The sequence below is a fragment of the Sphingopyxis sp. genome (assembly GCF_035686825.1).
In the GTDB taxonomy this organism is placed as follows: Bacteria; Pseudomonadota; Alphaproteobacteria; order Sphingomonadales; family Sphingomonadaceae; genus Sphingopyxis.
The window spans coordinates 294,755-318,606 of record NZ_DASRYZ010000004.1 but is presented as its reverse complement, the minus strand read 5'-3'; the positions used below and the strand labels follow the sequence as shown (position 1 = coordinate 318,606).

15 protein-coding genes are annotated in these 23,852 nt (G+C 65.1%); 7 read left to right on the top strand and 8 right to left on the bottom strand.

What is annotated here, in order from left to right; all coding sequences use genetic code 11:
* Nucleotides 1-2: 2 nt before the first annotated feature.
* From VFG17_RS10310 to VFG17_RS10300, 3 genes are read right to left on the bottom strand one after another with little or no spacing between them, the layout of a single operon-like run.
* Nucleotides 3-1,148 carry an aldose epimerase family protein gene (locus VFG17_RS10310; RefSeq protein WP_325029380.1) on the bottom strand — a complete coding sequence of 382 codons (1,146 nt, stop codon included), beginning with the start codon at nucleotides 1,146-1,148 and terminating at the stop codon, nucleotides 3-5.
* 13 nt (nucleotides 1,149-1,161) lie between these two features.
* Nucleotides 1,162-2,016, bottom strand: a complete 855-nt coding sequence (locus tag VFG17_RS10305) for an SMP-30/gluconolactonase/LRE family protein (RefSeq protein WP_325029378.1) — start codon at nucleotides 2,014-2,016, stop codon at nucleotides 1,162-1,164.
* Complete coding sequence (locus tag VFG17_RS10300) at nucleotides 2,016-3,827, bottom strand: IlvD/Edd family dehydratase (RefSeq protein ID WP_325029377.1); 1,812 nt, start codon at nucleotides 3,825-3,827, stop codon at nucleotides 2,016-2,018. The genes VFG17_RS10305 and VFG17_RS10300 overlap by 1 nt, the downstream gene beginning before the upstream one ends.
* 112 nt (nucleotides 3,828-3,939) lie before the next feature.
* Between VFG17_RS10300 and VFG17_RS10295 the strand changes: the two genes are divergently transcribed.
* Nucleotides 3,940-4,857, top strand: coding sequence for a Gfo/Idh/MocA family oxidoreductase (locus VFG17_RS10295; protein WP_325029376.1), 918 nt, complete (start codon nucleotides 3,940-3,942; stop codon nucleotides 4,855-4,857).
* Nucleotides 4,858-4,950: 93 nt separating this feature from the next.
* Here VFG17_RS10295 and VFG17_RS10290 read toward each other — a convergent pair whose 3' ends face one another.
* From VFG17_RS10290 to VFG17_RS10275, 4 genes are all read right to left on the bottom strand, one after another.
* Complete coding sequence (locus tag VFG17_RS10290) at nucleotides 4,951-6,846, bottom strand: family 43 glycosylhydrolase (protein ID WP_325029375.1); 1,896 nt, start codon at nucleotides 6,844-6,846, stop codon at nucleotides 4,951-4,953.
* A gap of 8 nt (nucleotides 6,847-6,854) precedes the next feature.
* Nucleotides 6,855-7,976 (bottom strand): hypothetical protein, encoded by a 1,122-nt coding sequence (locus VFG17_RS10285; RefSeq protein ID WP_325029374.1) that lies wholly within the window; start codon nucleotides 7,974-7,976, stop codon nucleotides 6,855-6,857.
* Nucleotides 7,977-7,998: 22 nt separating this feature from the next.
* Entirely contained in the window at nucleotides 7,999-9,579 is a 1,581-nt protein-coding gene (locus tag VFG17_RS10280) for an arylsulfatase (protein ID WP_325029373.1), read from the bottom strand.
* Nucleotides 9,580-9,670: 91 nt separating this feature from the next.
* Nucleotides 9,671-10,795, bottom strand: a complete 1,125-nt coding sequence (locus tag VFG17_RS10275; protein ID WP_325029372.1) for a hypothetical protein — start codon at nucleotides 10,793-10,795, stop codon at nucleotides 9,671-9,673.
* A 93-nt stretch (nucleotides 10,796-10,888) separates the two neighbouring features.
* Here VFG17_RS10275 and VFG17_RS10270 point away from each other — a divergent pair, with 93 nt between their 5' ends.
* Both VFG17_RS10270 and VFG17_RS10265 read left to right on the top strand, forming a co-directional pair.
* Complete coding sequence (locus VFG17_RS10270) at nucleotides 10,889-12,346, top strand: sulfatase family protein (protein ID WP_325029371.1); 1,458 nt, start codon at nucleotides 10,889-10,891, stop codon at nucleotides 12,344-12,346.
* Nucleotides 12,347-12,477: 131 nt separating this feature from the next.
* On the top strand, nucleotides 12,478-15,156 hold the full coding sequence (locus tag VFG17_RS10265) for a TonB-dependent receptor (protein ID WP_325029370.1): 2,679 nt from the start codon (nucleotides 12,478-12,480) through the stop codon (nucleotides 15,154-15,156).
* A gap of 89 nt (nucleotides 15,157-15,245) precedes the next feature.
* On the opposite strand, the gene VFG17_RS10260 is transcribed toward VFG17_RS10265, so the two are convergent.
* A complete protein-coding gene (locus VFG17_RS10260) occupies nucleotides 15,246-16,994 on the bottom strand; it encodes an arylsulfatase (protein ID WP_325029369.1) in 1,749 nt (582 codons plus the stop codon).
* A 284-nt stretch (nucleotides 16,995-17,278) separates the two neighbouring features.
* Here VFG17_RS10260 and dgcN point away from each other — a divergent pair, with 284 nt between their 5' ends.
* From dgcN to VFG17_RS10240, 4 genes are all read left to right on the top strand, one after another.
* Nucleotides 17,279-18,316, top strand: coding sequence for an N-acetyltransferase DgcN (gene dgcN, locus VFG17_RS10255; RefSeq protein ID WP_325029368.1), 1,038 nt, complete (start codon nucleotides 17,279-17,281; stop codon nucleotides 18,314-18,316).
* Nucleotides 18,274-19,263 (top strand): N-acetyl-D-Glu racemase DgcA, encoded by a 990-nt coding sequence (dgcA, locus tag VFG17_RS10250; RefSeq protein ID WP_325029367.1) that lies wholly within the window; start codon nucleotides 18,274-18,276, stop codon nucleotides 19,261-19,263. The genes dgcN and dgcA overlap by 43 nt, the downstream gene beginning before the upstream one ends.
* A gap of 37 nt (nucleotides 19,264-19,300) precedes the next feature.
* A complete protein-coding gene (locus VFG17_RS10245) occupies nucleotides 19,301-20,935 on the top strand; it encodes an N-acyl-D-amino-acid deacylase family protein (protein ID WP_325029366.1) in 1,635 nt (544 codons plus the stop codon).
* A gap of 82 nt (nucleotides 20,936-21,017) precedes the next feature.
* Complete coding sequence (locus VFG17_RS10240; protein ID WP_325029365.1) at nucleotides 21,018-23,849, top strand: TonB-dependent receptor domain-containing protein; 2,832 nt, start codon at nucleotides 21,018-21,020, stop codon at nucleotides 23,847-23,849.
* Nucleotides 23,850-23,852: the final 3 nt, after the last annotated feature.

Here is a 23,852-nt window from a genome sequence, read left to right as displayed (position 1 = left end):
GCCTATTTCTTCGCTTTCGCTCCCGTCGTGAGGCGATAGGTCATGACGTTGCGATAGGTTTCGCCGGGCGCGAGGCGCGCATTCGGGAAATTCTTCTGGTTCGGGGCGTCAGGAAAAATCTGCGGCTCCATGACCAGCGCGTCGCCCATGCGATAGATTTTCTTACTCTTGCCGTGGCTCGTCGCGTCGAAGAAATTGCCCGAATACATCTGCAGTCCCGGCTGGTTCGACCAGAGTTCGAACCCGCGGCCCGATGCCGGATCCTCGACCCGCGCCATCAGATGCTGGTCGGCGGTGACCTTGCGCCCGATCACCCAATTATGATCGTAGCCGCGGCCGAAGACGATCTGCTCGTCGCTGGCGTCGCGGACGCGGTCGCCGATCGCGGTCGGCTTGCGGAAATCGAACACCGTGCCGGCGACCGGGCGATATTCGCCGGTCGGGATCGCGCCCGAATCGGTGGGCAGATAGCTTTCCGCCGGGATCGTCACGACATGCCCCATCGCGCCGTTCGCCGAGCCTTCGCCCGACAGGTTCCAATAGGCATGGTTGGTGATGTTCGCGATCGTCGGCCGGTCGGTAGTCGCGACATATTCGATCCGGAGATCATTATTCTCGTCGAGCGAATAGATCGCATCGACCGTCATCGTCCCGGGATAGCCCTGATCGCCGTCGGGGCTGACATAGCGCAGCGTGACCGACGCGGTCGGCCCGCTCTTGACCGACGTCACTTCCCACAAAACCTTGTCGAAGCCGAGCGTGCCGCCGTGCAGCGCGTTCGCGCCATTGTTGATCGGCGTCTGCCACGTCTTGCCGTCGAGCTTGAAGCGCCCGCCCGCGAGCCGGTTGGCGAAGCGCCCAACCGTCGAGCCGAAATATTGCGGCGTGTCGATATAGTCCGATAGATTGTCGTAACCGAGCGCGACATCGGCCTTCTTGCCGTCGCGATCGGGCATCACGACCGATTGCAGCGTCGCGCCGAGCGCGATGACCTTTGCCGAAATGCCGTTGGCGTTGGTCAGCGTCACCGCGGGCACGCTGCGCCCATCGGGCATCTTGCCAAAGGTCGATTGCGACGCCTCGGCACCCAGCGCCGGCGTTGCCGCAACCAAGGCCGCCGCGGCGGCTCCCCATGCCAGTTTCGTCATCTTCTTCACTCCTCTAACCCTTATATTTCTGCGCCGGCAGCCCGCGGCATCCCGGATCGACTTCGAACAGCGCCCCGCCATGCTCCTCGGTCACGCCATCGGACGCCGAGGTCACGAACATCCTGTCGAGGCCGGGCCCCGCAAAAGTGCAGCTGGTGATTTGCGACGCCGGAAGCGGGATATGCCGATCGGGCGTGCCGTCGGGCGTGAAGCGCATGACGCGCGAGGCGCCCCAGCAAGCGACCCACAAGCCGCCTTCGGCGTCGAAGGTCATTCCGTCGGGATTGCCCCATGCCTCCTCGAATTTGATGAACGGCGCCGCTTCGCCGAGCGAGCCGTCGTCGTGGATATCGAAACGAAAGATCGTCCCGCGCGCGGTGTCGGTATGGAGAAGGAAGCTGTTGTCGGCGGCGATCGCCGGACCATTGGCGATCGTATAGGGGCCATCGACCTGCGCGAGCGTGCCATCGGGATCGAGGCGGTAAAAGGCGCCCGAGGGACGGTCGCAGGTAACGGGCATCGTCCCTGCCCAGATCCGCCCCGCCGCATCGGCCTTGGCATCGTTCAGCCGGTTGCCGGCGTTGCGCGGATCGACCGAAACGATCGGTTCGCGAACATCGGCGTCGAGGTCGATACGGACAATATCGCGGCCGACCCCCGCGACGAAGCCGCCCGCCTCCCGCTCGACGATCCAGGCCGCATAATGGGGCTGCTCAAAGCTGTCGACGCGCCCGTCGGCCAATGCCATACGGTTGATCCGGCGGCCCAAAATGTCGACCCAGAACAGCGCATCGTGCCGCGCCGACCACATCGGCCCCTCGCCCAGCCGATCGCGACGCTCGCGCGCAATCACCCGCACGTCGGACATCAGTGGCTGTCTCGCGGCAAGCCGTGCGCCTGCGCGACGCGCTGATATTTGACCGCCATTTCGAGGACAGCGCCGCTGTCGAACTGGCCGGTCAGCGCGCGGTGGATTTCCTGCCACGGCGTCTGTGCGGGCGGCATATAATCGGGCTCAGCCTTGAGCTCCGCGCGGCGCCGATCGAGTTCGGCGTCGTCGACGAGCATGTTCGCGGTGCGCTTGGCCAAGTCGATACGGATGCGATCCCCCGTCCGCACCAACGCCAGCCCGCCGCCGACGACGGCTTCGGGCGCGGCGTTCAGGATCGACGGGCTGCCGCTCGTCCCCGACTGGCGCCCGTCGCCGATGCACGGCAGCGCGTGCACGCCCGCCTGGATCAGCGCGGCGGGCGGGCGCATGTTCACGACTTCGGCGCCGCCGGGATAGCCGATCGGACCCGCACCGCGCATGATCAGGATCGAATTGGCATCGGCGCCGAGCGCCGGATCGTCGATGCGGCTGTGATAATCCTCAGGCCCGTCGAACACGATCGCAATGCCCTCGAACGCATCGGGGTCGGCCGCATTGCTCAGATAACGCTCGCGAAACTCGGGCGAGATGACGCTGAGCTTCATCACCGCATTGTCGAACAAATTGCCGCGCAGCACGGTGAGCCCCGCCGCGGGCTTCAACGGCGCGTCGAGCGTGCGGATGACGTCGACGTCCTGCGTATCGGCCTCGCCGATATTCGCGGCGACCGTCTGCCCATTGGCGGTCAGCGCCTCGCCCTCGATCAATCCGGCGCGCAGCAATTGCCCCATCACCGCGGGGACCCCGCCGGCGCGATAGAAATCCTCGGCCAGATAGGCGCCCGCCGGCTGCAGATTGACGATCAGCGGCACATCGGCGCCCTGCGCCTCCCAATCTTCCAGCGTAAGTTCGACCCCGATATGGCGCGCGATGGCGTTGAGGTGGATCGGCGCGTTGGTCGACCCGCCGATCGCCGAATTGACGCGGATCGCGTTCAAAAAGGCGGTCCGCGTCAATATGTCGCTCGGCTTGCGGTCGGCGTGAACCATCTCGACGATCTGCATCCCGGTGCGATAGGCGCATTCCTGCCGGTCGCGATAGGGCGCCGGGATCGCCGCCGAGCCCGGCAGTGACATGCCGAGCGCCTCGGTCAGCGAATTCATCGTCGTCGCGGTGCCCATCGTGTTGCACCAGCCGGTCGACGGCGCCGACGAGGCGACGAGTTCGAGGAAGCCCTTATAATCGATCTCGCCCGCCGCGAGCATTTCACGCGCGCGCCAGACGATCGTTCCCGATCCGGTCCGTTCGCCCTTGAACCAGCCGTTGAGCATCGGGCCGACCGATAGCGCGATCGCCGGAATATTCACCGTCGCCGCCGCCATCAGGCACGCCGGCGTCGTCTTGTCGCAGCCGACCGTCAGCACCACGCCGTCGAGCGGATAGCCGTGGATCGCTTCGACGAGGCTCAGATACTGGAGGTTGCGGTCGAGCCCCGCAGTCGGCCGCTTGCCGGTTTCCTGAATCGGGTGCGTCGGAAATTCGATCGCGATGCCGCCCGCGTCGCGAATCCCGTCGCGCACGCGCTTCGCGAGTTCGAGATGGTGGCGGTTGCAAGGGGTCAGGTCGCTGCCGGTCTGGGCGATGCCGATGATCGGGCGGCCCGATTGCAGTTCGTCGATGCTGAAACCATAGTTCAGATAGCGTTCGAGATAGAGCGCCGTCATGTCCGGATTATCCGGGTTATCGAACCAGGCACGCGACCGCAGCCCTTCCTTGCCTTCTGGCCGCGTTTTCGCCCCGTCTCCCATATATATCCTTCTCGATGCACAATTTCAGGCCATGGCCGGAATCGGTTGATAACCTGAACCACGACCGATAGGAAGCATATATATCAGACAAATGAAAATGGGGTGAAGAATAATGATTCGCTTGGGATTGGTCGGAATCGGAAAAATCGCGCGCGACCAGCATCTTCCGGCCATCCGTGCGGACGATCGATACGAGCTTGTCGCCACCGCCAGCCGTCACGCGCAGCTCGACGGGGTGCCGGGACATGCCGACATCGCCGCGATGATCGCGGGCGATCACCGCCTCAACGCCGTGTCGATCTGCACCCCGCCGGTGGGCCGCCACGCGATCGCGGCGGCGGCGATCGACGCGGGACTGCATGTCATGCTCGAAAAACCGCCCGCCGCGACCACGACCGAGATCAGCGCGCTCGCCGATCACGCCCGCGCCCGCGGGGTCACCCTGTTCGCGACCTGGCATTCGCGCGAAGCCGCCGGGGTTGCCGCAGCACGCGAATGGCTGCGCGACAAGCGGATTCGCGCGGCGCATATCCGCTGGAAGGAAGATATCCGCCGCTGGCATCCGGGACAGGAATGGATTCTCGACGCCGGCGGCTTCGGCGTCTTCGATCCCGGCATCAACGCGCTGTCGATCATGACCGCGATCCTCCCCGCCCCGCTGCTGCTCGACGCGGCGCGGATCGACATTCCCGAGGGGCGCAGTTCGCCGATCGCCGCGACGATGACGATGCGGAGCGGCGATGCCGCGGTGACCGCCGACCTCGACTTCCTGCAAACCGGCCCGCAAAGCTGGGATATCGAGGTCGAGACCGACGCGGGCACTTTGCGGCTGTCGATGGGCGGCAGCGTGCTCGAGCTGCCTGACGGCGAGCCGATCACGCGCGAAGACCGCGAATATCCCCGCCTCTACACGCGCTTCGCCGAGCTGGTCGCGGCGGGCAAGAGCGATGTTGATATCCGCCCGCTCCAGCTCGTCGCCGACGCCTTCCTCGTCGCCGAGCGGCGCAGCGTCGCGCCGTTCCAGTTCTGACGACTCCCGGCCCGTCCACTCACGCTGGGCAAAAAAAACCCGCCACCCCGTAAAGGGGTAGCGGGCATCGGGGAGAGCAGAGAAAGCGTGCGCCTAGTCGCGCGCGGCGTCGATCCGCGGAATACCGATCGATTCGGCATCGCCGATGTCGATCGGCACCAACCCGAACTGCATGCGCCACGGCGCGGTCGGGTCGTTGCCGAACATCGTGTACCAGTAACGCCCCTGTTTATCGCGGAACGCCGTCCCATGGCCGCCGTGCGGCGCGCCCATGCGGCGCTGCGTATAGGGCCCGAACAGCTTCTTCGACGTGCCGTACATCATGTCGTAGGTGCCGTGCGTGCGCAGCGGGCCGTGCCATTCGGCGCCGGTCAGGAAATAGACGCCGTTCGCCTTGATCAGCCCGTTGCCTTCATAACCGACATGGTCGCCGTCGGCGTCGACAAGCTGGCGCACCGGTCCCTCGAAACCGCTGCGCGCGGCGTTGAGCTTGGCGATATTACCGCCGCCCCACAGGAAATAGAGACCATCGTCATCCTCGAACGGAAATCCGTCGATGCCTTTGACGAAGAAGCTTTTCGTCACATTCTCATAGGGACCACCCGCCTTTCCGGTCTTTGAGCGATAGAACCAGGTCTTGCCGCCCACGCCCTTTTCCATCACCGAGAAAGCGAGATAATAGGTCTTGTCGCGCGCCGACCACATGATTTCGGGCGCCCAGAGTTCGGCGATATTCTTGCCGAAATCATAGCCCATGCCTTCCCATTTCCAGATGAAGCCGACCTCGTCCCACTGCTTGAGGTCCGACGAGCGCCATAGTTTCACCCCGCCGTCAGGTTTGTGGTAACCATAGCCATCGAGCGTCCCGACGAGATAATAATAACCGTCGCCGCCGAGCGTCACTGACGGGTCGCGCATCGTCTCGCTGGTCACCAGCGCTTGCCGTGCCGCGACCGCGCTGTCCTCGGTGATCACCGATGCGGCCTGCCGCAGCCGGCCGTCGGGCGAACGTTCGAGCGGCACCAGTCCGACCTGCTCGCAGAACATCGCGAAGCTGTCGTCGCATTTCGGGTTATAAGCCGCGGCGAGCTTTCCGCCGTCCAACTGCACGATCGAGCCACGTCCGGCGTGCGGCACCGCGAGCGCGCGCATCGTGAACGGGCCGTAGGGCGTCGGGGCTTCGGCCACGAACAGATCTTCGGTCGCGGTGCGCATTCGTCCCGTAACCTCGCTTGCGGCAAGGACATAGCGCTCGCCGTCGCGAAACATCGTCGCGCCGCGCGTGCCGACGCGCGTGCGCACCGGCCAGTCCTTGCCGACCGGCGGGTGCTTGGCGAACAGCGCCTGATCGGGTTTCAGGAAGCGCGGCGCCTCGGCAAGCTTGGCAAAACCGGATGCGAGCTTCGCGATATAGCCGCCGCCCCATAGAAGATAGCCGGTGCCGTCCTCGTCGACGAACAGCGACACGTCGGACGCGTCCTCGACGATACAGGGCGAAGCCTTGAACGCGCCGCCCGGCTGCGCCGCCCGCCCCGTCGCGACACGCGCGCAGCCTGTCTTGTCGGAGAAAGCGAGATAAAGCTTGTCGTCCGTGACCGTTACCGACGGCGCCAGATAGCGTTCGGACAGGTCACCCTGCGTAATCCCGTTGCCCGAGATCTTGGCCGGTCCGATGCGTGTCCATTTTTTCGCATCGGGCGAGGTCCACAGTTCGACGCTATGGCGCGCGCCGGTGCGCAGCGACGTCCCGGTCAGGATCCATTCGCCGCCCGGCAACCGCGCGATCGATGCGTCGCCGATCGGCCGTTCGGAGAAGATCGGCGCGACGGGCTTCGCGTCGGGCGCGGGCATCACCGTCGCATTCTTGTCCATCGACGGATGGTCGGCGAAAATATCGTCGGCGACGGCGGCTTTCAGTTTCTGCTGCGCGTCGACCGAGGGCGCCATCGACAGCGCAACCAGCGACAGGCCAGCGATCCAGCTTTTCATTTGCACGATCATTTACCCTTCTGGAGTGCCTTGAAATCGTCGAATATCATATAGTTGGGCGCCGCGCTGCCGTCCGCATTCCTGCGGATCGTCGCCGGCGCGAACACGCTGTTGATCAGCCAAGGCGTCTTGTCGGGCCCGAAATTGTTCGACATCGAGCGCCCCTGTTTGAAGCCATAGGTGGCGACCGCGAGACGACCGGTGTCGCGGAACATCTTCATCTGGTTTGCGACATAATGTTTGCGGTTCTCGAACCACGGGCTCATCCGCAGGAAATCGTCCCATTGCTCCTTGGGGAATGGCGTTTCGAGCGCGGCCTTGATGATCTGCCAGTTCTGCGCATTACGCGGGGCCGCATATTTATCGGCAAAGGCGGGCGCCACGACGCCCTTCATATTCGGCTTCCACCACCACACGAGCGAAAATTCGGTGACGATGAATTTCTGCTCGGGCCGCATGCGCGGCAGGATATAGTCGAGGAAGGGCTTCGACGCCTGGATCGCGGGGATATGCGGGTGGATGTTGACGCCGTCGAGTTCGGGCGTCGCCTTCACGAACGCCATCCAGCGCTCGGTCGATGCCGTCCGGTTCTTCTTGAGATCCATCCGGTTGAGCGCGCCCATATAAAGACGCGTCTTGCAGTCATCCGGACACGCCTTGGCGCGATAGGCGATCACGCGCTTCGCCATCGCTTCGTAAAAGGCGTTGAGGTCGAGGTCGCGATCCTTCTCGCGGCTCTCGATATAAGGCTCGTTGCCGACGACGAGGATATCGACCTTGCCGACCACGAGCGGCAGCACCGCATCGACGCGCGCGAGGTCGCGCGCAAATGCCGGGGTGCCTGCCTTCGGAAAATCGCCGCGATTATAAGGAAACTTCAGCGTCAGGATCGTCTTGTAGCCGCGCGTGCGCGCGTCGAGGATCGCCTTGACCGCCCCATGCTCGGCGGCGCCGCGGTCGAGCTGCGGCATCGGCACGAACAGGCGAACCCAACGCGCACCTGCCTTTTCGAGGTCGCGGTAATCGACATCCTCATAATGCTCGTTGAAATTCGCGCCAAGCGCCCCCTGCGCCTGCGCCATCCCGGGCAGGCAGGCGAGCGCCGCAACGGCGGTCAACAGTCCCCGCATCATCCTCTCCTCTTGATTCTGATCATGGCCGGCTGCGGCCGTCCTTTTCGATTTTATCGAGCCGCGCCGCGAGCTTGGCGGTCAGGTCTGGCATCTTCGCGGCGAGATCCTCGCGCTCGCCCGGATCGCGCGCCAGATTGTAAAGCTGGTGCCGTGGCAGCGTGCCGATCGCGTTGCCGTGGAATTCATGCGGCTTCACGCTGCCGCGAATGAATTTCCAGTCGCCGGCGCGCAACGCGAGGATGCGCGCACCGCTACTCGCGACCGTCGACCCCGTTGTGACCATCAGCTTGGTATCCTCGATCACATGATCGCGCCCGCGTTCGCTCCGTCCCATCAGCGGCATCAGCATGTCGAAGCTGTCGACCGCTGCATCGCGCGGGAGCGCCTGTCCCACGAGAGCGGCAAGCGAGGCGACCATATCGACATGGTCGACCAGCGCTTCGGACACATGGCCTTCGCGCACATGCCCCGGCCAGGCGACGATCATCGGCACGCGCGTGCCGCCTTCGTAGATGCTGTATTTTCCGCTGCGGTAGGGGCCCGATGGTTTGTGACCGCCGGCAAGCTCGACCGCGCGATCGTCATAGCCGTCGAACAGGATCGGTCCATTGTCGCTGCTGAGGATCACCAGCGTGTCGTCGGCGATGCCAAGTTCGGCGAGCTTGTCCATCAGCGCACCGACGGTCCAGTCGAACTGGACGATGGTGTCGCCGCGCGGCCCCATGCCCGACGCCCCGACGAAGCGCGGATGCGGCGCGCGCGGAACATGCGGCTCGTTCATCGCGAAATAGAGGAAGAAGGGATTGTTCTTCCGCTCGGTCACGAAATCGATCGCCTTGCCGAGCAGCTGGTCGGTGAGCTCTTCATCCTTCCAGCGTGCCGCCTTGCCACCGGTCATATAACCGATGCGGCTGATGCCGTTGACGATCGTGTTCGAATGTTCGGGATCGCCCTTGAACTTCAGCTGTTCGGGATGGTCGGCGCCGGTCGGCTCGTCGCCGACCTTGGCCTTGTAATCGACGCGGATCGGGTCGGCGGGATCGAGATTCACGACGCGCCGGTTCTCGATCAGCACCGTCGGGACGCGGTCGAGCGTCGCGGGCATGAAATAGCCATAGTCGAAGCCGATATCGAGCGGCCCGGGCGCGATCGCGCCGTTCCAGTCGACTTTGCCGTCGCCGAGGCCCAGATGCCATTTGCCGACTACGCCGGTGGTATAACCCGCCTTCTTCAGCATGAGCGGCAAGGTGAATTGCCCCGGCCGGATCAGCGCGGGTGCGTCTCCCGGCAATATCTGCGTTCCCGACGCGCGCCAGGCATAATCGCCGGTCAGCAAGGCATAACGCGACGGCGTACAGGTCGCCGAGGGCGAGTGCGCATTGACGAAGCGCGTTCCGCGCGACGCGAGGCGATCGACATTGGGCGTCTTGAGCGCCGTCGCACCATAACAGCCGAGGTCACCATAGCCGAGATCGTCAGCATAGATGACGATGATATTCGGCTTGGGTCGTGCCGCGGCGGCCGATGCCGCGACGCGCGGCATGACGGCAGCCCCCGCGCCCGCCAGCAGGAGCGCCCGACGTGACAACGCAAATTTCAACCGCCCCTCCTATCCGCCCGGGTCCATATTCGAACGATTATCCCGATGAAGTAGGATATATCTTATTTATTAGGATCATGCAACGCGGAGGCTATTGCGCCTGCATCCGCCGGAAATCATCGATCCACGCATAGTTGAATGCCGCGCTACCATCGGCATTCGGCCGGATCGTTCGCCCCGCATAGACGCTGTTAAGCAGCCATGGCGTCTTCTTCGGGCCGAAATTGTTCGACATCGAACTGCCCTGCTTGAAACCATAGGTCGCGACCGCGAGCCGCCCCGCGTCGCGGAATATCTTCATCTGGTTGGCGATATAATGTTTGCGGTTTTCGAACCACGGACTCATCCGCAGGAAATCGTCCCACTGTTCCTTCGGGAAAGGCGTCTCGAGCGCGGCCTTGATGATCTGCCAGTTCTGTGCGTTGCGCGGCGCCTGATATTTGTCGGCGAAGGCGGGGGCGACCGGCTTGGTCAGATTTTGCTGCCACCAGCCCACCAGCGAAAATTCGGTGACGATGAATGTCTGCTCGGGACGCATCCGCGGCAGAATATAGTCGAGAAACGCCTTCGACAGTTCGATCCTGGGGACATGGGGGTGGATGTTGACGCCGTCGATCTCTGGTGTTGCTTTCACGAAGGCCAGCCAGCGCTCGGTCGACGCCGTCCGGTTCTTCTTGAGGTCGAGGCGGTTGAGCGCGCCCATATAGAGCTTTGTCTTGCAGTCGCTGCCGCAATTGACCTCGCGATAGGCGATGATACGGCCCGCCATCGCCTCGTAAAAGGCGTTGAGGTCGAGGTCACGGTCCTGCTCGCGCGTTTCGAAATAGGGCTCGTTGCCGATCACCAATATGTCGACCTTGCCCATCACCAGCGGCAGCACGGCATCGAGCCGCGCGAGTTCGCGCACGAACTCCGCGCTCCCCGCCTTGGGGAAATCACGGTCGTTTTGCGGCCATTTCAATGTGAAGATCGTCTTGTAGCCACGCGCGCCAGCCTCCAGCGTGGTGCGGATCGCGCCATGTTCGGCCGCCCCGCGATCGACCTGCGGCATCGGCAGGAACAGGCGAATCCATGTCGCGCCCGCGCTATCGAGTTCGCGATAATCGACATCTTCATAATGCTCGTTGAAATTGGCGCCGAGCGCGCCCTGTGCCATCGCCGCGCCCGGCTGCAGCGCCAACACCGCACCTGCAACTCCGATCCATTTCCTCGACATCTCACCCTCCCGCATTCGACGCAAACTTGACTCATCTGAATTATACGATAATACAGATATAACGAAGGCGCAGACCCGGGCAAGGAGGAATGGATGAAATCGGCGAAGATCGGGCGGCGATGGGCGATCGGGGCGGCAGGGGCCGCCCTTTTTGCAATGCTCGGTGCCGGCATCCTTCCCGCCCATGGCTCCACATCCGCCCCGAGGCCGGAAGAAACGGCCCCGCGCGCGCCGGCGCAGCAACCGAACATCCTGTTCATCCTGATCGACGACATGGGCTATGCCGACCTGTCGCTGACCGGGAACAAGCTGGTCGCGACGCCGAACATCGATGCGCTCGCCCGCGACGGCATGGTGATGACGCAATTCTACGACGCCGCGCCGATCTGTTCGCCGTCGCGCGCCGGCTTCATGACGGGCCGCTTCCCCGCGCGCGACCGCTTCGTTACCTATATCCACGACCGCAAGCGCAATCGTGCCTTCGGCCAGGCCGACTGGCTCGACCCGTCGCTTCCCGTCCTGCCGCGCATGATGCGAAAGGCGGGCTATGCCACCGGCCATTTCGGCAAATGGCACCTGGGCGGCGGACGCGACATCGGCGATGCGCCGCTCCCGTCGGCTTACGGCTTTGACGAAAGCTATACGCAGTGGGAAGGTCTCGGCCCGCGCGTCCTGCCGACCGACCTCACCAACCGGCTTGGGCAGCAGAGCGCCGAACTCGGCAAGGGGCCGGTCGAATGGCTGCCGCGCGCGGAGATCACCCGCCGTTTCGTCGACAAGACGCTCGATTTCGTCGGGCGCAGCAAGGCAAAGCCCTGGTTTGCGCAGCTCTGGCTGACTGACATGCATACGCCGTGGGTTCCGAACGCGGAGCAACTCGCGGCAACCAAAGGCAAAGGCGCCACGCCACGCGAGGATCAGTTCCTTGCCGTGCTCGTCGCAATGGATGCCGAGATCGGCCGCCTCGTCGACGGACTGCGGCGGGCCGGCGAACTCGATGACACGCTGATCGTCTTCACCTCGGACAATGGCCCCACCATCGGCGCCAACACGCCCGGGTCGGCTGCGCCCTATCGCGGCCGGAAAGCAAGCCTGTACGAAGGCGGGGTGCGCCAGCCGCTGATCGTCCGCTGGCCCGACCATATCGCCGGCGGCGGACACGATGCGAAAAGCGTGGTGCAAGCGGTCGACCTGCTGCCCACGCTCGCCGCGATAACCGGCGCGCCGAAACCGGCGGGGATCGATGGCATCGACATGTCCGCGGCATGGCGCGGCAGACCCATCGCCTCGCGTCCCGATATCTACAGCCACATCGCCCGCCCAGGCGGCGAAGCCTTCGGACCGCTCTATTCGATCCGGTCGGGCCCGTGGAAACTGCTGATGAACGCCGACGGTAGCAGCCCCGAACTCTACCATATCGAGCGCGATCCGCAGGAGCGGCAGAATCGGATGGCCGACGAGGCGGCAATCATCAAGACGCTGTCGGCCAAACTCGCGAAATGGATCGCCAGCCTGCCCGCCCCGGCCATGCCGAAACGGCGGCCAAAGTGACGGAAACATAGACGGCCGGCCGGCCGCGCCCAGCGCACTTTATTTTATCATATTAATTCTATATCTGACCGATTTTGAAGGGGGAGATTATCATGCGAAACCGAATAATCCTGGCGTGTACGACATCGGCCTTGGCGATCGTCGCCATGCCGTCGGCGGCGCTGGCGCAGGATCAGGATGGACAGGTCACCGTCGACTCGGCGCCTGAAGATCCGACGACCGATGACGCGATCGTCGTCACCGCGATCCAGCGCAGCCTCCAAACGTCGCAGGCGATCAAGGAGGATTCGGATCAGATCGTCGACTCGATCGTCGCCGAGGATATCGGCAAGCTGCCCGACGTGACCGCGACCGAATCGCTCGCGCGCATCACCGGTGTGCAAGTCGATTACGCGAATGGTACCGCCGCGGGCACGCGCGTCCGCGGCCTTCCCAATATCGCCACCACCTATAATGGCCGCGAACTTTTCACCGGCCAGGGCCCGGCGGTCGCGCTTCAGGACTTTCCGTCGAGCAGCATCGCGCGCATCGACGTCTATAAGTCGGGCAGCGCCAATCTGCTAGAACCCGGCGTTGCGGGTCTGATCGACGTGCGCGCACGCAAACCGCTCGACTTCAAGGGCGATCGTATCGCGGGCGGGGTCAGCGGCGTGCACTGGAAACAGTCGCAAAAGCTGGGCGTCGACGCGAACCTTCTGCTCAGCAAGCGCTGGGAAACCGGCATCGGCGACATCGGCTTCCTGATCGAAGGATCCTACACCGACCTCAAATTCCTCGATTCCTCGCGCAACGTCGCACAGGCGATTCTCAGCCGCAACGTCGCGGGCCTCGGCACGATCCGCTATCCCTCGTTCGTGAACATCAACTATAACACCGCCGACCGCTACCGGCCGTCGGTGGCGACCGCGCTGCAATGGCGCCCGAGCAACGAACTCGAACTCTATGCCGACTTCCTGTTTCAGGGCTATCGGAGCAGCGGGTACGGCAGCAACCTCCAGATCAACTCGGGCGTGCAGGCCAATCTGACCGACATCGAGTTGTTCCCCGGCACCAACAAGGTCAAGAGCATGACCGCAAGCGCCGGCGGCATCCCGACGGGCAACCAGAACATCGTCACCGGCAAGACCGACACCTATCAGGCGGGCACCGGCTTCATCTGGAAGCGCGACGGCCTGAAGATCACCGGCGACGTCGCCTTCACCGATTCGACCTTCACGCGGCAAACGACGCAGTTCAACTATTCGCTCGTCGTGCCGCAGCCGACGCGCACCTATGATTTCGACACCGACATCGGCGCCGGCGGCGGCGGTGTCGTGGTGTCCGATTTCCCGGTCAACGATCCGGCGCGCTATCGCATGGTGGGGCTCGGCGAAAATGGCGAGCGCAACCACGGCCGCGATTGGCAGGGACGGCTCGACCTCGATTACCGCATGGGACCGACGGGAATCACCAACGTCCAGGCGGGTGTCCGCTTCAACACCCGCGATTTCGACTTCGCCAATTATTCGGAAAGCGGCAACGCGCCCGCCGGTCAATTCTATTCGCTGCTGCCGCTCGACTATCAAACCGTCGCGCCCGGCTTCCGCGGCGACAAGGTTCCGATCACGCGCGTCTTCCTGACCCCGACCACCGACAGCATCATGGGGAATCTGGACTTCCTGCGCGATCTCACGGGCGACCGCACCGAAGTACCGCCGTTCGACCGGGTCTATTTCGGGAATGAAAAGGGATATGCGGGCTATGTCCAGGGCCGCTATGCCTTCGACCTCGGCAGCATGACCGTCGATGGTCTCGTCGGCCTGCGCGCCGTACGCACCGAGACCGAGATCAACGGGTTCAACCGCGTGACAACGGGCGGTGTAACCACAGTGACGCCCGTGTCCCAGTCGAAGTCCTATACCGACTTTCTGCCCAACGTCAGCGCGCGTCTGCGCCTGACGCCCAAGCTGCAGCTTCGCCTCGCCTTCACCGAAACGCGCACGCGCCCCGGGTTCGGCGACCTCAACCCGTCGTTGACCATTGGTGCGCCCTCGGCGGTCTGCAACACCGACCCGAACGATCCCGAATGCGTCCGCAACGCTTCGGGCGGCAATGCCGACCTCGACCCGATCAAGTCGCAGAATTACGACGCGTCGCTCGAATGGTATTTCTCGCGCGGCGGTTCGTTCACGCTCGGCCTTTTCCAGCGCGACGTGACCGGTTTCATCTCCGACTTCACCACCGATGTCGAGGATGCCGAATTCGGCCGTTTGCGCGTCACGCGGCCGTTCAACGGCGGCGAAGGCCGACTGCGCGGCATCGAAGCCGCATTCCGCACCTTCCTGCGCTTCCCGCAACTGCCCGAATGGCTGCAGAATTTCGGGGTGCTCGCGAATTATACCTACATCGACCATGGCACCGAATTGCCCGAGGCGCTGGCGGAGACTCTGCCGGGCAAGCAACGGATCGCCGGGGTATCGAACCATATCGCGAACGCATCGGTCTTTTACGAAAACCAGTCTTTCTCGGCGCGGCTTTCGTATAATTACCGGTCGGACTTCGTGGTCGTGTACAACCGCGTGAACGACCCGTCGCTCGGCGCGGCGGTGCTCGGCCCGACGCTGCCGGTAGTCGAAGACGGCCGCGGCAGCCTCGACTTCAACGCCACGCTCGATCCGACCAAGAATGTGACCATCGCATTCAGCGCGACGAACCTGCTCGGCGCGGCGGCGACCAACCGACGGCAATATGACGCCGACGGCAACACCTATCCGTGGCAGACGCGTTTCCTCGAGACGATCTACCGCGTCGGCGTCCGCTTCCGCTTCTGATCCCATCCTCCACGGAATCCATTGGCCCGCAATCGCCAACCGGCGATTGCGGGCTTCTCTTTTTTGGAGCGCACGGAACGCCGTGCGCCTCATTCGCCTGTCGTAGCCTGCGCGGCGCGCTTGCGCTTGCCCTTACCGCGCTTGCCTTTGCCGGGGCCCGGGGCCTTGCCGCCTTCCAGTCGGCCCTTGACCACGCCGCCGTCGATCTTGTTCGGCCAGGGATCGACGAAGCTCGTCGCCGCCCAGTCGTCCCACTGCTTCGCCATGCGCGCGGCGATGTCGGGGTGCGCGGCGGCAAGGTCGCGAGTCTCGGTCCGGTCGGTGCTCATGTCGTAAAGCTGCCAGGGGGCGCCGAACTGGGCGACCAGCTTCCATTTGCCGTCGCGCACCGCCTTGTTGCCTTCATGCTCCCAGAAGATCGGCACGCTGCGCGTCAGCGGCTCGCCCTCGAACGCGCCGGCGAAGCTGCGCCCCGACATCGGACGGATGTCGTGCCCGTCGAAACGTGCGGGATATCTGGCGCCGGCGAGTTCGGCGAGCGTCGGCATGACATCGACGAGATGGCCGGGCTCGCGCACCATCGTGCCGCGAACCTTCGTATCGATCCCGGCGGGCCACGAGGCGATCAGCGGCGTCGCGATTCCGCCTTCCTCGGTATAATGTTTGAAATAGCGGAACGGCGTATTCTGGAGCGTCGCCCAATTGAGCCCGACGAAGACGTTCGAATATTTGCCGCCCCATGGCGCCGCGCCGGTGCGCCCGTCGGGACCGCTCTCTGCGTTGCCGCCATTGTCCGACATGAACAGGATCAGCGTGTTGTCGAACTCGCCGCGCGCCTTCAAATCGGCGACCAGCGTCCCGATCGCCTTGTCCATCCGCGAAACGGCGGCGGCATAGACCGCCATGATCGTGTCGAACCGCTCCTTGTCGGCGGCAGGCACCTTGTCCCAGTCATAGGCCTCGGGCAGCACGCCCGGTAGCTGCGCATCGGCAGCGATCAATCCCATCTTCTTCTGACGCTCAAACCGGTCGCGGCGCAGTTGATCCCAGCCCGCCATATATTTGCCTTTGAACTTCGCGATATCCTCGGCCGGGGCCATCACCGGAAAATGGACCGCGGTGAACGGCAGATAGAGAAAGAAGGGCTTTCCCGCCGCTTTCGCTTCGTCGACGAAGCGCACGGTCCAATCGACCAGCATGTCCGACGCATACCATTCGCCCGTGCCCACCTCAGGCGAGTCGAGCCGCACCTGTCGCCCGTCGATCGTCACGAAGGTCCGCCCCTTACCCGGCTGGTCGGGGAAATAGGTCCCGCCTTTCTGGAACATCGACCGGTCGAAGCCTACCACTTTCGGCGGCGTGCCATGCTGCGCGCCGACATGCCATTTGCCGGCCATTCCGGTGAAATAGCCCGCGGGCTTCAGCACCTCGGCGATCGTCACCGCTCGGTCGGCGATACGGCCCTGCAAGCCGCCGGCGCCGTCGGGGCGGACAACATTGTCGAGATAGCCCACGCCCGCTTCGTGCGGATAGAGACCGGTTAGCAGCGAGGCGCGCGACGGGCTGCAACGCGCGCTATTGTAGAATTGCGTGAAGCGGAGGCCGTTCGCGGCCAGCGCGTCGAGGTTGGGGGTCGGGATCTCGCTTCCATAGGGGCCGATGTCCGAAAATCCCATGTCGTCAACGAGGATGACGATCACATTGGGGCGCTTCGCCTGCTCGGCCGCGGCGGGCGCGGCGGGGGCCGGGGTCTGCGCGGTCGCCGGAAGCGCGCAGGGCCCCGCGAGCAGCGCCAGCGCGGTGGCGGTCGTCGCGGCGCCGCGCAGAGTGCGCTTCATGGACTTCACGATCTTCATACATATTCCCCTAATCGCGATTGAATTGGCCTATTTATCTGACAATGATTGTCGCAGAAGTATGTTAGTCCGTCCGATGACCGAGCCCGTCCCTACGGTTTGGCCCCGCAGGGTGGCGGCCCTGGGCCTGTTCACCCGTCGCCGGACAAGCCGGCGGCCGCCGCCCCATCCCCATAGCCACGAGTTATGGCCTTCCCTCGCCTTTGAAGACGCGCGCGCCGGGGGCTTCGAGCATGATGCCCCCGTCCCCACCTGAGAGGCCTTTCATGATCGCCAGCCCCTATCTCCTCTATCTTGGCCATGTGAACGACGAAGTCGGCATCAAGACCTCGCGCGGCCTTGCGGTTTTCCGGCCCGACGATTGCGTCGGCGAATTTCGCCACGACGATTGCGAGCTGACGCTGGGCCTTCCCCGCATGGGCTTTGCCGAGGCGGTCGCCGCGGGCGCCCGGACGCTCGTCCTCGGCATCGCCAACGCCGGGGGCAAGCTCGGCGACGATCTGGTTCGCGACGCCGTCGCGGCGATCGAGGCCGGGCTCGACGTCGCCTCGGGCCTCCACAACCGGTTGCGCGACGAGCCGGCCCTGGTCGAAGCGGCGAGACGCCACGGCCGCGCGCTCCACGACGTGCGCGACCCGCGCCCCGACATCCCGATCGGCAACGGCAAGCGCCGCGCGGGCAAGCGCCTGCTCGCGGTCGGCACCGACTGTTCGGTCGGCAAAATGTATGCGACCCTCTGCCTCGAACGCGCGATGCGCGCGCGCGGCATGACCGCCGATTTTCGCGCGACGGGGCAGACCGGCATCCTGATCGCGGGCAGCGGCGTGCCGCTCGACGCGGTGATCGCCGATTTCATCTCGGGCGCGATCGAACAACTGTCGCCGCCCCGCGAAGACGATGGCTGGGACCTGATCGAGGGTCAGGGATCGCTCTTCCACCCCTCCTTCGCCGGCGTTTCGACCGGCCTCCTCCACGGCGCGCAGCCCGACGCCCTAGTGCTATGCCACGACCCTGTGCGTCCCCACATGCGCGGGCTACCCCATTATCCGATGCCCGGCCTTCGCGAGACGCTCGACGCGAACCTTCAGGTCGCGCGGCTCACCAACCCCGACGTCCGCGCGGTCGGCGTCGCACTCAACACGTCGAAGCTGCCCGCCGCCGAGGCCGAACGGCTGTGCGCCGAGACCGCCGACGCGCTCGGCCTGCCCTGCACCGACCCCTTTTCCATGGGCGTCGACCCCATCATCGACTGGATCGTCAAATGCTTCGAACCCTCGCCGCGCAAAGCGACGCTTTCCCTCTAGCCCGGCCGTTCCGCATCTCGCGCGGGGTCAAGACCGTCGCGGATGTGGTGACGGTCGAAATCGGGCGCGACGGCGTCACCGGACGCGGCGAAGGCGTGCCCTATCCGCGCTATGGCGAATCGATCGCGGGTGCGCTGGCGGCGATCGAGGCGGCGCGCGGCGCGATCGAAGCGGGCGCGACGCGCGAGGAACTGGCCGAAATCATGCCCGCGGGCGCGGCGCGCAACGCGGTCGACTGCGCGCTGTGGGACCTCGAAGCCAAGGCATCGGGGCAGAGCGTCACCGACCGCCTCGGCCGCCCGCCGCTTGGCGCCACCCCGACCGCGATCACCGTCAGCCTCGACGATCCCGCCGCGATGGGTGCCGCCGCCCGCGCGCTCGCCCGCTCCCCGCTGATCAAGATCAAGGTCGACCGCAGCGATCCCGAAGCGCAGATTCGCACCGTGCGCAATGCAGCACCCGCGCCGCGCGTCATCGTCGACCCCAATGAAAGCTGGACCTTCGCCGAGGTCGAGCGGCTCCAGCCGCTGCTCGCCGAGCTGCGGATCGATCTTCTCGAACAGCCGCTGCCGGCCGAAGACGACGCGGCACTTGCCGGCTTCGTCCCGCTCGTCCCGATCGCCGCCGATGAATCGGCGCATGTCGCGGGCGACGTCGGCGCGCTCGCGGAGAAATATCAGGTCATCAATATCAAGCTCGACAAGACGGGCGGGCTGACCGGCGCGCTCGCGCTCGCCGATGCCGCCACCGCCGCGGGGCTCGGCGTGATGACCGGCAGCATGATTTCCTCGTCCCTGTCGATCGCGCCCGCGTTGATAATCGCGGCGCGATCGGCCTTCGTCGATCTCGACGGCCCGTTGTGGCTGGCGAACGATCGGCCGGGCGGCGTCGGACACGGCACAGGTGTCTTGACGCCGCCCGCACGAGGCTTTTGGGGAACGGCATAAAGTCCTTAGCCATGTAAGTAAAAAAGGGGTGTCGCACATGATCCGTTCTTTGAGGACAACAGCCGCGGTGGCCGCGCTTTTCGCTGCGGGCGGCGCCATGGTATCGCCGGGTGCCGCGCAGTCCGAAGGCGCCGCCGACCTGATCCTGCGCGGCGGCACCATCTATAGCGGCGAGGCCGAACCGTTTCGCGGCGATGTCGCGATCCGCGGCGACCGCATCACCTATGTCGGCCCCAAGGCGCCGGGAACCGCGACGCGAACGATCGACGCCACCGGGCTGATCGTCGCGCCCGGCTTCATCGATCCGCATACCCATGTGGGCGAGGCGCTCGCCTCCTCCGATCCCGCCGCGCGGCTCGTGCTCCCCTTCCTGACGCAGGGCGTCACCACCGCGTTCATCGGCGTCGATGGCGGCGGCGATCCCGACATCGCCCGCACCTTCGGCACCGCAAAGGCGGGCGCGGGCGGCGAAGGCGAAGCGGGCCTCGGCCAGTCGACGCGCGACTTCGGGATCAATTTCGCCGCCTTTGTCGGCCTCGGCGCCGTGCGTTCGAAAGTCATCGGCGCCGCCGACCGCGCGCCGACGCCCGCCGAACTCGGTCAGATGACCGGCCTGGTCGACAAGGCGATGTGCGATGGCGCGCTCGGCCTTTCGACCGGGCTTTTTTACGCTCCGCAAAGCTTCGCCAAGCGCGACGAAGTGGTCGCGCTCGCCAAGGCCGCGGCGGCCAAGGGCGGCATCTACGACAGCCATTTGCGCGACGAATCGAGCTATACGATCGGCCTGACCGCCGCGGTCGACGAAGCCCTGTCGATCGGCCGCGACGCGAACATTCCGGTGCATATCGCGCATATCAAGGCGCTCGGCGTCGATGTCCATGGCCAGGCGCCCGCGATCATCGCGCAGATCGAGAAGGCGCAAAAGGCCGGACAGATCGTCCACGCCGACCAATATCCCTGGTCGGCGTCGGGCACCGGCCTGTCCGCCGCGCTCCTCCCGCGCTGGGCGCAGGACGGCGGGCGCGCGGCGATGCTGAAGCGGTTCGACGACAGCGCGACGATGGCGCGGATGCGGCCCGAGATCGCCGAAAATCTGCGCCGCCGCGGCGGCCCCGCATCGCTCCTGATCACCTCGGGCCCGGCCGGGGTCGAGAACAAGACGCTCGAAGACGTCGCCAAGGAACGCGGCGTCGATCCCGTCGATGCCGCGATCGCGATACTCCGCCAGCGCGAAGCCGGGGTCGCCTCATTCAACCAGACCGAGGCCGACATCGCGGCCTTCATGACCCGCCCGTGGGTCGTCACCAGTTCGGACGCCTCGCGCGGCCACCCGCGTTACTACGCCTCCTACGCGCGCAAATATGCGACCTATGTGAAGGACAAGCGCGTGCTCGACCTCAAGAGCTTCATCGCGCAGAGCACGACGGTCACCGCGCGCCTGTTCGGGCTGGAGGGGCGCGGCGAGCTCAAGGCGGGCGCCTTCGCCGACGTCATCGCCTTCGACCCCGCGACCTTCGCGCCGCGCGCCGACTATGCGCATCCCGCGCTCTTTTCGACCGGGATGCGCTTCGTTCTCGTCAACGGGGTGCTCGCGCTCGAGAACGGCGAGCCGACCGGCGCCGCGGGCGGGACGCCGCTGCCGCGCACGCCGGCGGCGGGAAGCTGCAAATAATCAGGGAAAATGCGCCGGCCGCGCCGGCGAAACGGAGGCGTCCTTCACGCACAATAACAAACAAAACAAAGGGGTAAGACAGATGACCAGATCAACGCCGATCGTATCGACCGCGGCGCTCGCCACCGCGCTGCTCTGGAGCGCACCCGCGCTGGCGCAGGACGCGCCGCCCGCGCCCGCGGCGCCAACCGCCGAGACCTATGCCGACGCCGAAATCACCGTGACCGGCAGCCGCATCCAGCGCGACGGTTTCCGCGCCCCGACCCCGCTCACCGTGCTCAATTCGGAGGATATCGAAAGCTCGGCGCCGGCGAATATCGCCGACTATGTCAACGACATCCCCTCGCTCGTCGGCAGCGTCACGCCGGCCAGCTCGAACCTCAACATCAGCGCGGGCACCGCCGGAGTCAACGCGCTCAACCTGCGCGCGCTCGGCACCGCGCGCACGCTTGTGCTGCTCGACGGCCAGCGTTCGGTCGGATCGACGATGACCGGGCTCGTCGACGTGAACACCTTTCCGCAAGGCCTGATCAAGAGCGTCGAGATCGTCACCGGCGGCGCATCGGCCGCCTATGGCTCCGACGCCGTTTCGGGGGTCGTCAACTTCATCCTCGACAAGGATTATACGGGGATCAAGGGATCGGCCGAATATGGCATCACCACCTATGGCGACGCGCCCAGCTATCGCGCGACGCTGACCGCCGGCACCGCCTTTGCCGGCGGACGCGGGCATTTGCTGCTCAACGGTGAGATCGCGATCAAGGACGGGCTGCACAGCGTGCCGCGCGAATGGAACCAGCAGGGCTGGTACATGATCAACAACCCCGCCTATGCGGAGGGCAACGGCGCCCCCGAACGGCTCGTCGTGTCGGGTGCGGGCCTCAGCCTCGCGACGCCCGGCGGGATCATAACCGATACCGCGCTGCGCGGCACCGTCTTCGGCCCCGGCGGCGCGGTCGGCCAGTTCGATTATGGCACCGTCCGCAACCCGTGGATGATCGGCGGCGACTGGGAATCGACGCAAGTGAACAGCTTCCAGTCGCTCGACCCGGCCGAAAACCGCAAGAGCCTGTTCGGGCGCCTCAGCTTCGAGGTCTCCGACGGGCTCAACCTCTTCGTCCAGGCGTCCTACGCCAAGTCGAAGAATCTCGGCAACCTCGGCATCCAGCTCAACCAGGCGAATGTCACGATCCAGTCGGATAATGCCTTCCTGCCGCAGTCGGTGCGCGACGAGCTGGCGCTGCGGGGTATCGACGAGTTCAAGCTCGGCACCACCAACGCCAATCTGCCGGTCCGCAAGAATGACACGCGGCGCGAATTGCAACGCTATGTCGTCGGCGCCAACGGCGAGTTCGATCTTTTCGGGTCAAGCGCGCGCTGGGACGTCTATTATCAGAAGGGGATCAGCCGCACGCGCGAAATGGCGCGCGACATCAGTAACAATGCGCGCCTCGCGCTCGCGCAGGACGCGGTGTTCGCTCCCGCGGGCAATGCGCTCGGCGTGCCCGAGGGCACGATCGTCTGCCGCTCGTCGCTCACCAGCCCCGACAATGGCTGCGTGCCGTTCAACCGCATCGGCATCGGCACCGCGAGCCAGGAAGGGCTCGATTATGTGATCGGCAACCCGTTCCGCCGCCAGAAATTCCAGCAGGACGTGTTCGCCGCGAACCTGTCGTTCGACGCCTTCGAGCTACCCGCAGGTCCGGTGTCGGTCGCGATCGGCGGCGAGCACCGGCGCGAGAAAGTGTCGGGCGAGGTTGACGAAGAATTTCAGACGGGCTGGTTCGTCGGCAATTTCCTGCCCAGTTTCGGCTCCTATAATGTCAGCGAGGCCTATCTCGAACTCGCGGTTCCGGTGTTCGAAGGCTTCGACCTCAACGGCGCGATCCGCGGCACCGACTATTCGACGTCGGGCTATGTCACGACGTGGAAGGCGGGGCTGACCTGGGAACCCATTCCCGATATCCGCTTCCGCGCGACGCGGTCGCGCGACATCCGCGCGCCCAATCTGGGCGAATTGTTCACCGCGGGATCGACGCGCATCAACGTGCTGATCGACCCGACGCAGAATGATGCGTCGGTGCAATTCGCCGGAACGACGCGCGGCAACCCGCTGCTCGACCCCGAAAAGGCCGACCAATGGGGCGTCGGGGTCGTGCTGCAGCCGCGTTTCATCCCCGGCCTCGCGTTCTCGGCCGACTATTATGACATCAAGATCAACGGCGCGATCGGCACCGTCGCGGCGCAAACGATCGTCGACCGCTGCGCCGAAGGCGTGCAGGCCTTTTGCTCGGCGGTCGTGCGCGGCCCCAATGATTTCGGCAACAATCTGCAGGTCTTCGAAAGCCCGTTCAACTTCGCGGTCCAGCGCGCGACGGGGATCGACTTCGAAGGATCGTATCGCCTGCCCGTGGGCAGCGGCGACCTGACGCTCCGCGCGATGGCGACGCGCTATATCAAGAATTATTTCGACAATGGCATCGACGCGCCGACCGACACGGTGGGGCAGAATGCGCCCGGCGGAACGCCCAAATGGCTGTATCGCATCCAGGCCAATTGGGCGACCGACGACTTCAACTTCAACCTGACGGGGCGCGGCATTTCGAGCGGGGTCTATGACAATAGCTTCGTCGAATGCACCTCGGGCTGCCCTGCCTCGACGGTCACCAACCGGACGATCAACGACAATCACATCGCGGGCGCCTTCTATCTCGACACCTCGCTGACCTTCGACGTCGCGATGGCGGGCAAGGAGCTCGAATTCTATCTCGCGGTGAACAACCTCTTGAACAAGGATCCGGCGATCGTCGCGCCGGGGCCGGCGGGCAGCGCCTATGCGACGCCGGCGACCAACCAGTCGCTCTATGACCTGCTCGGGCGCACCTATCGCGTCGGCATCCGCTTCAAGCTGTGACGA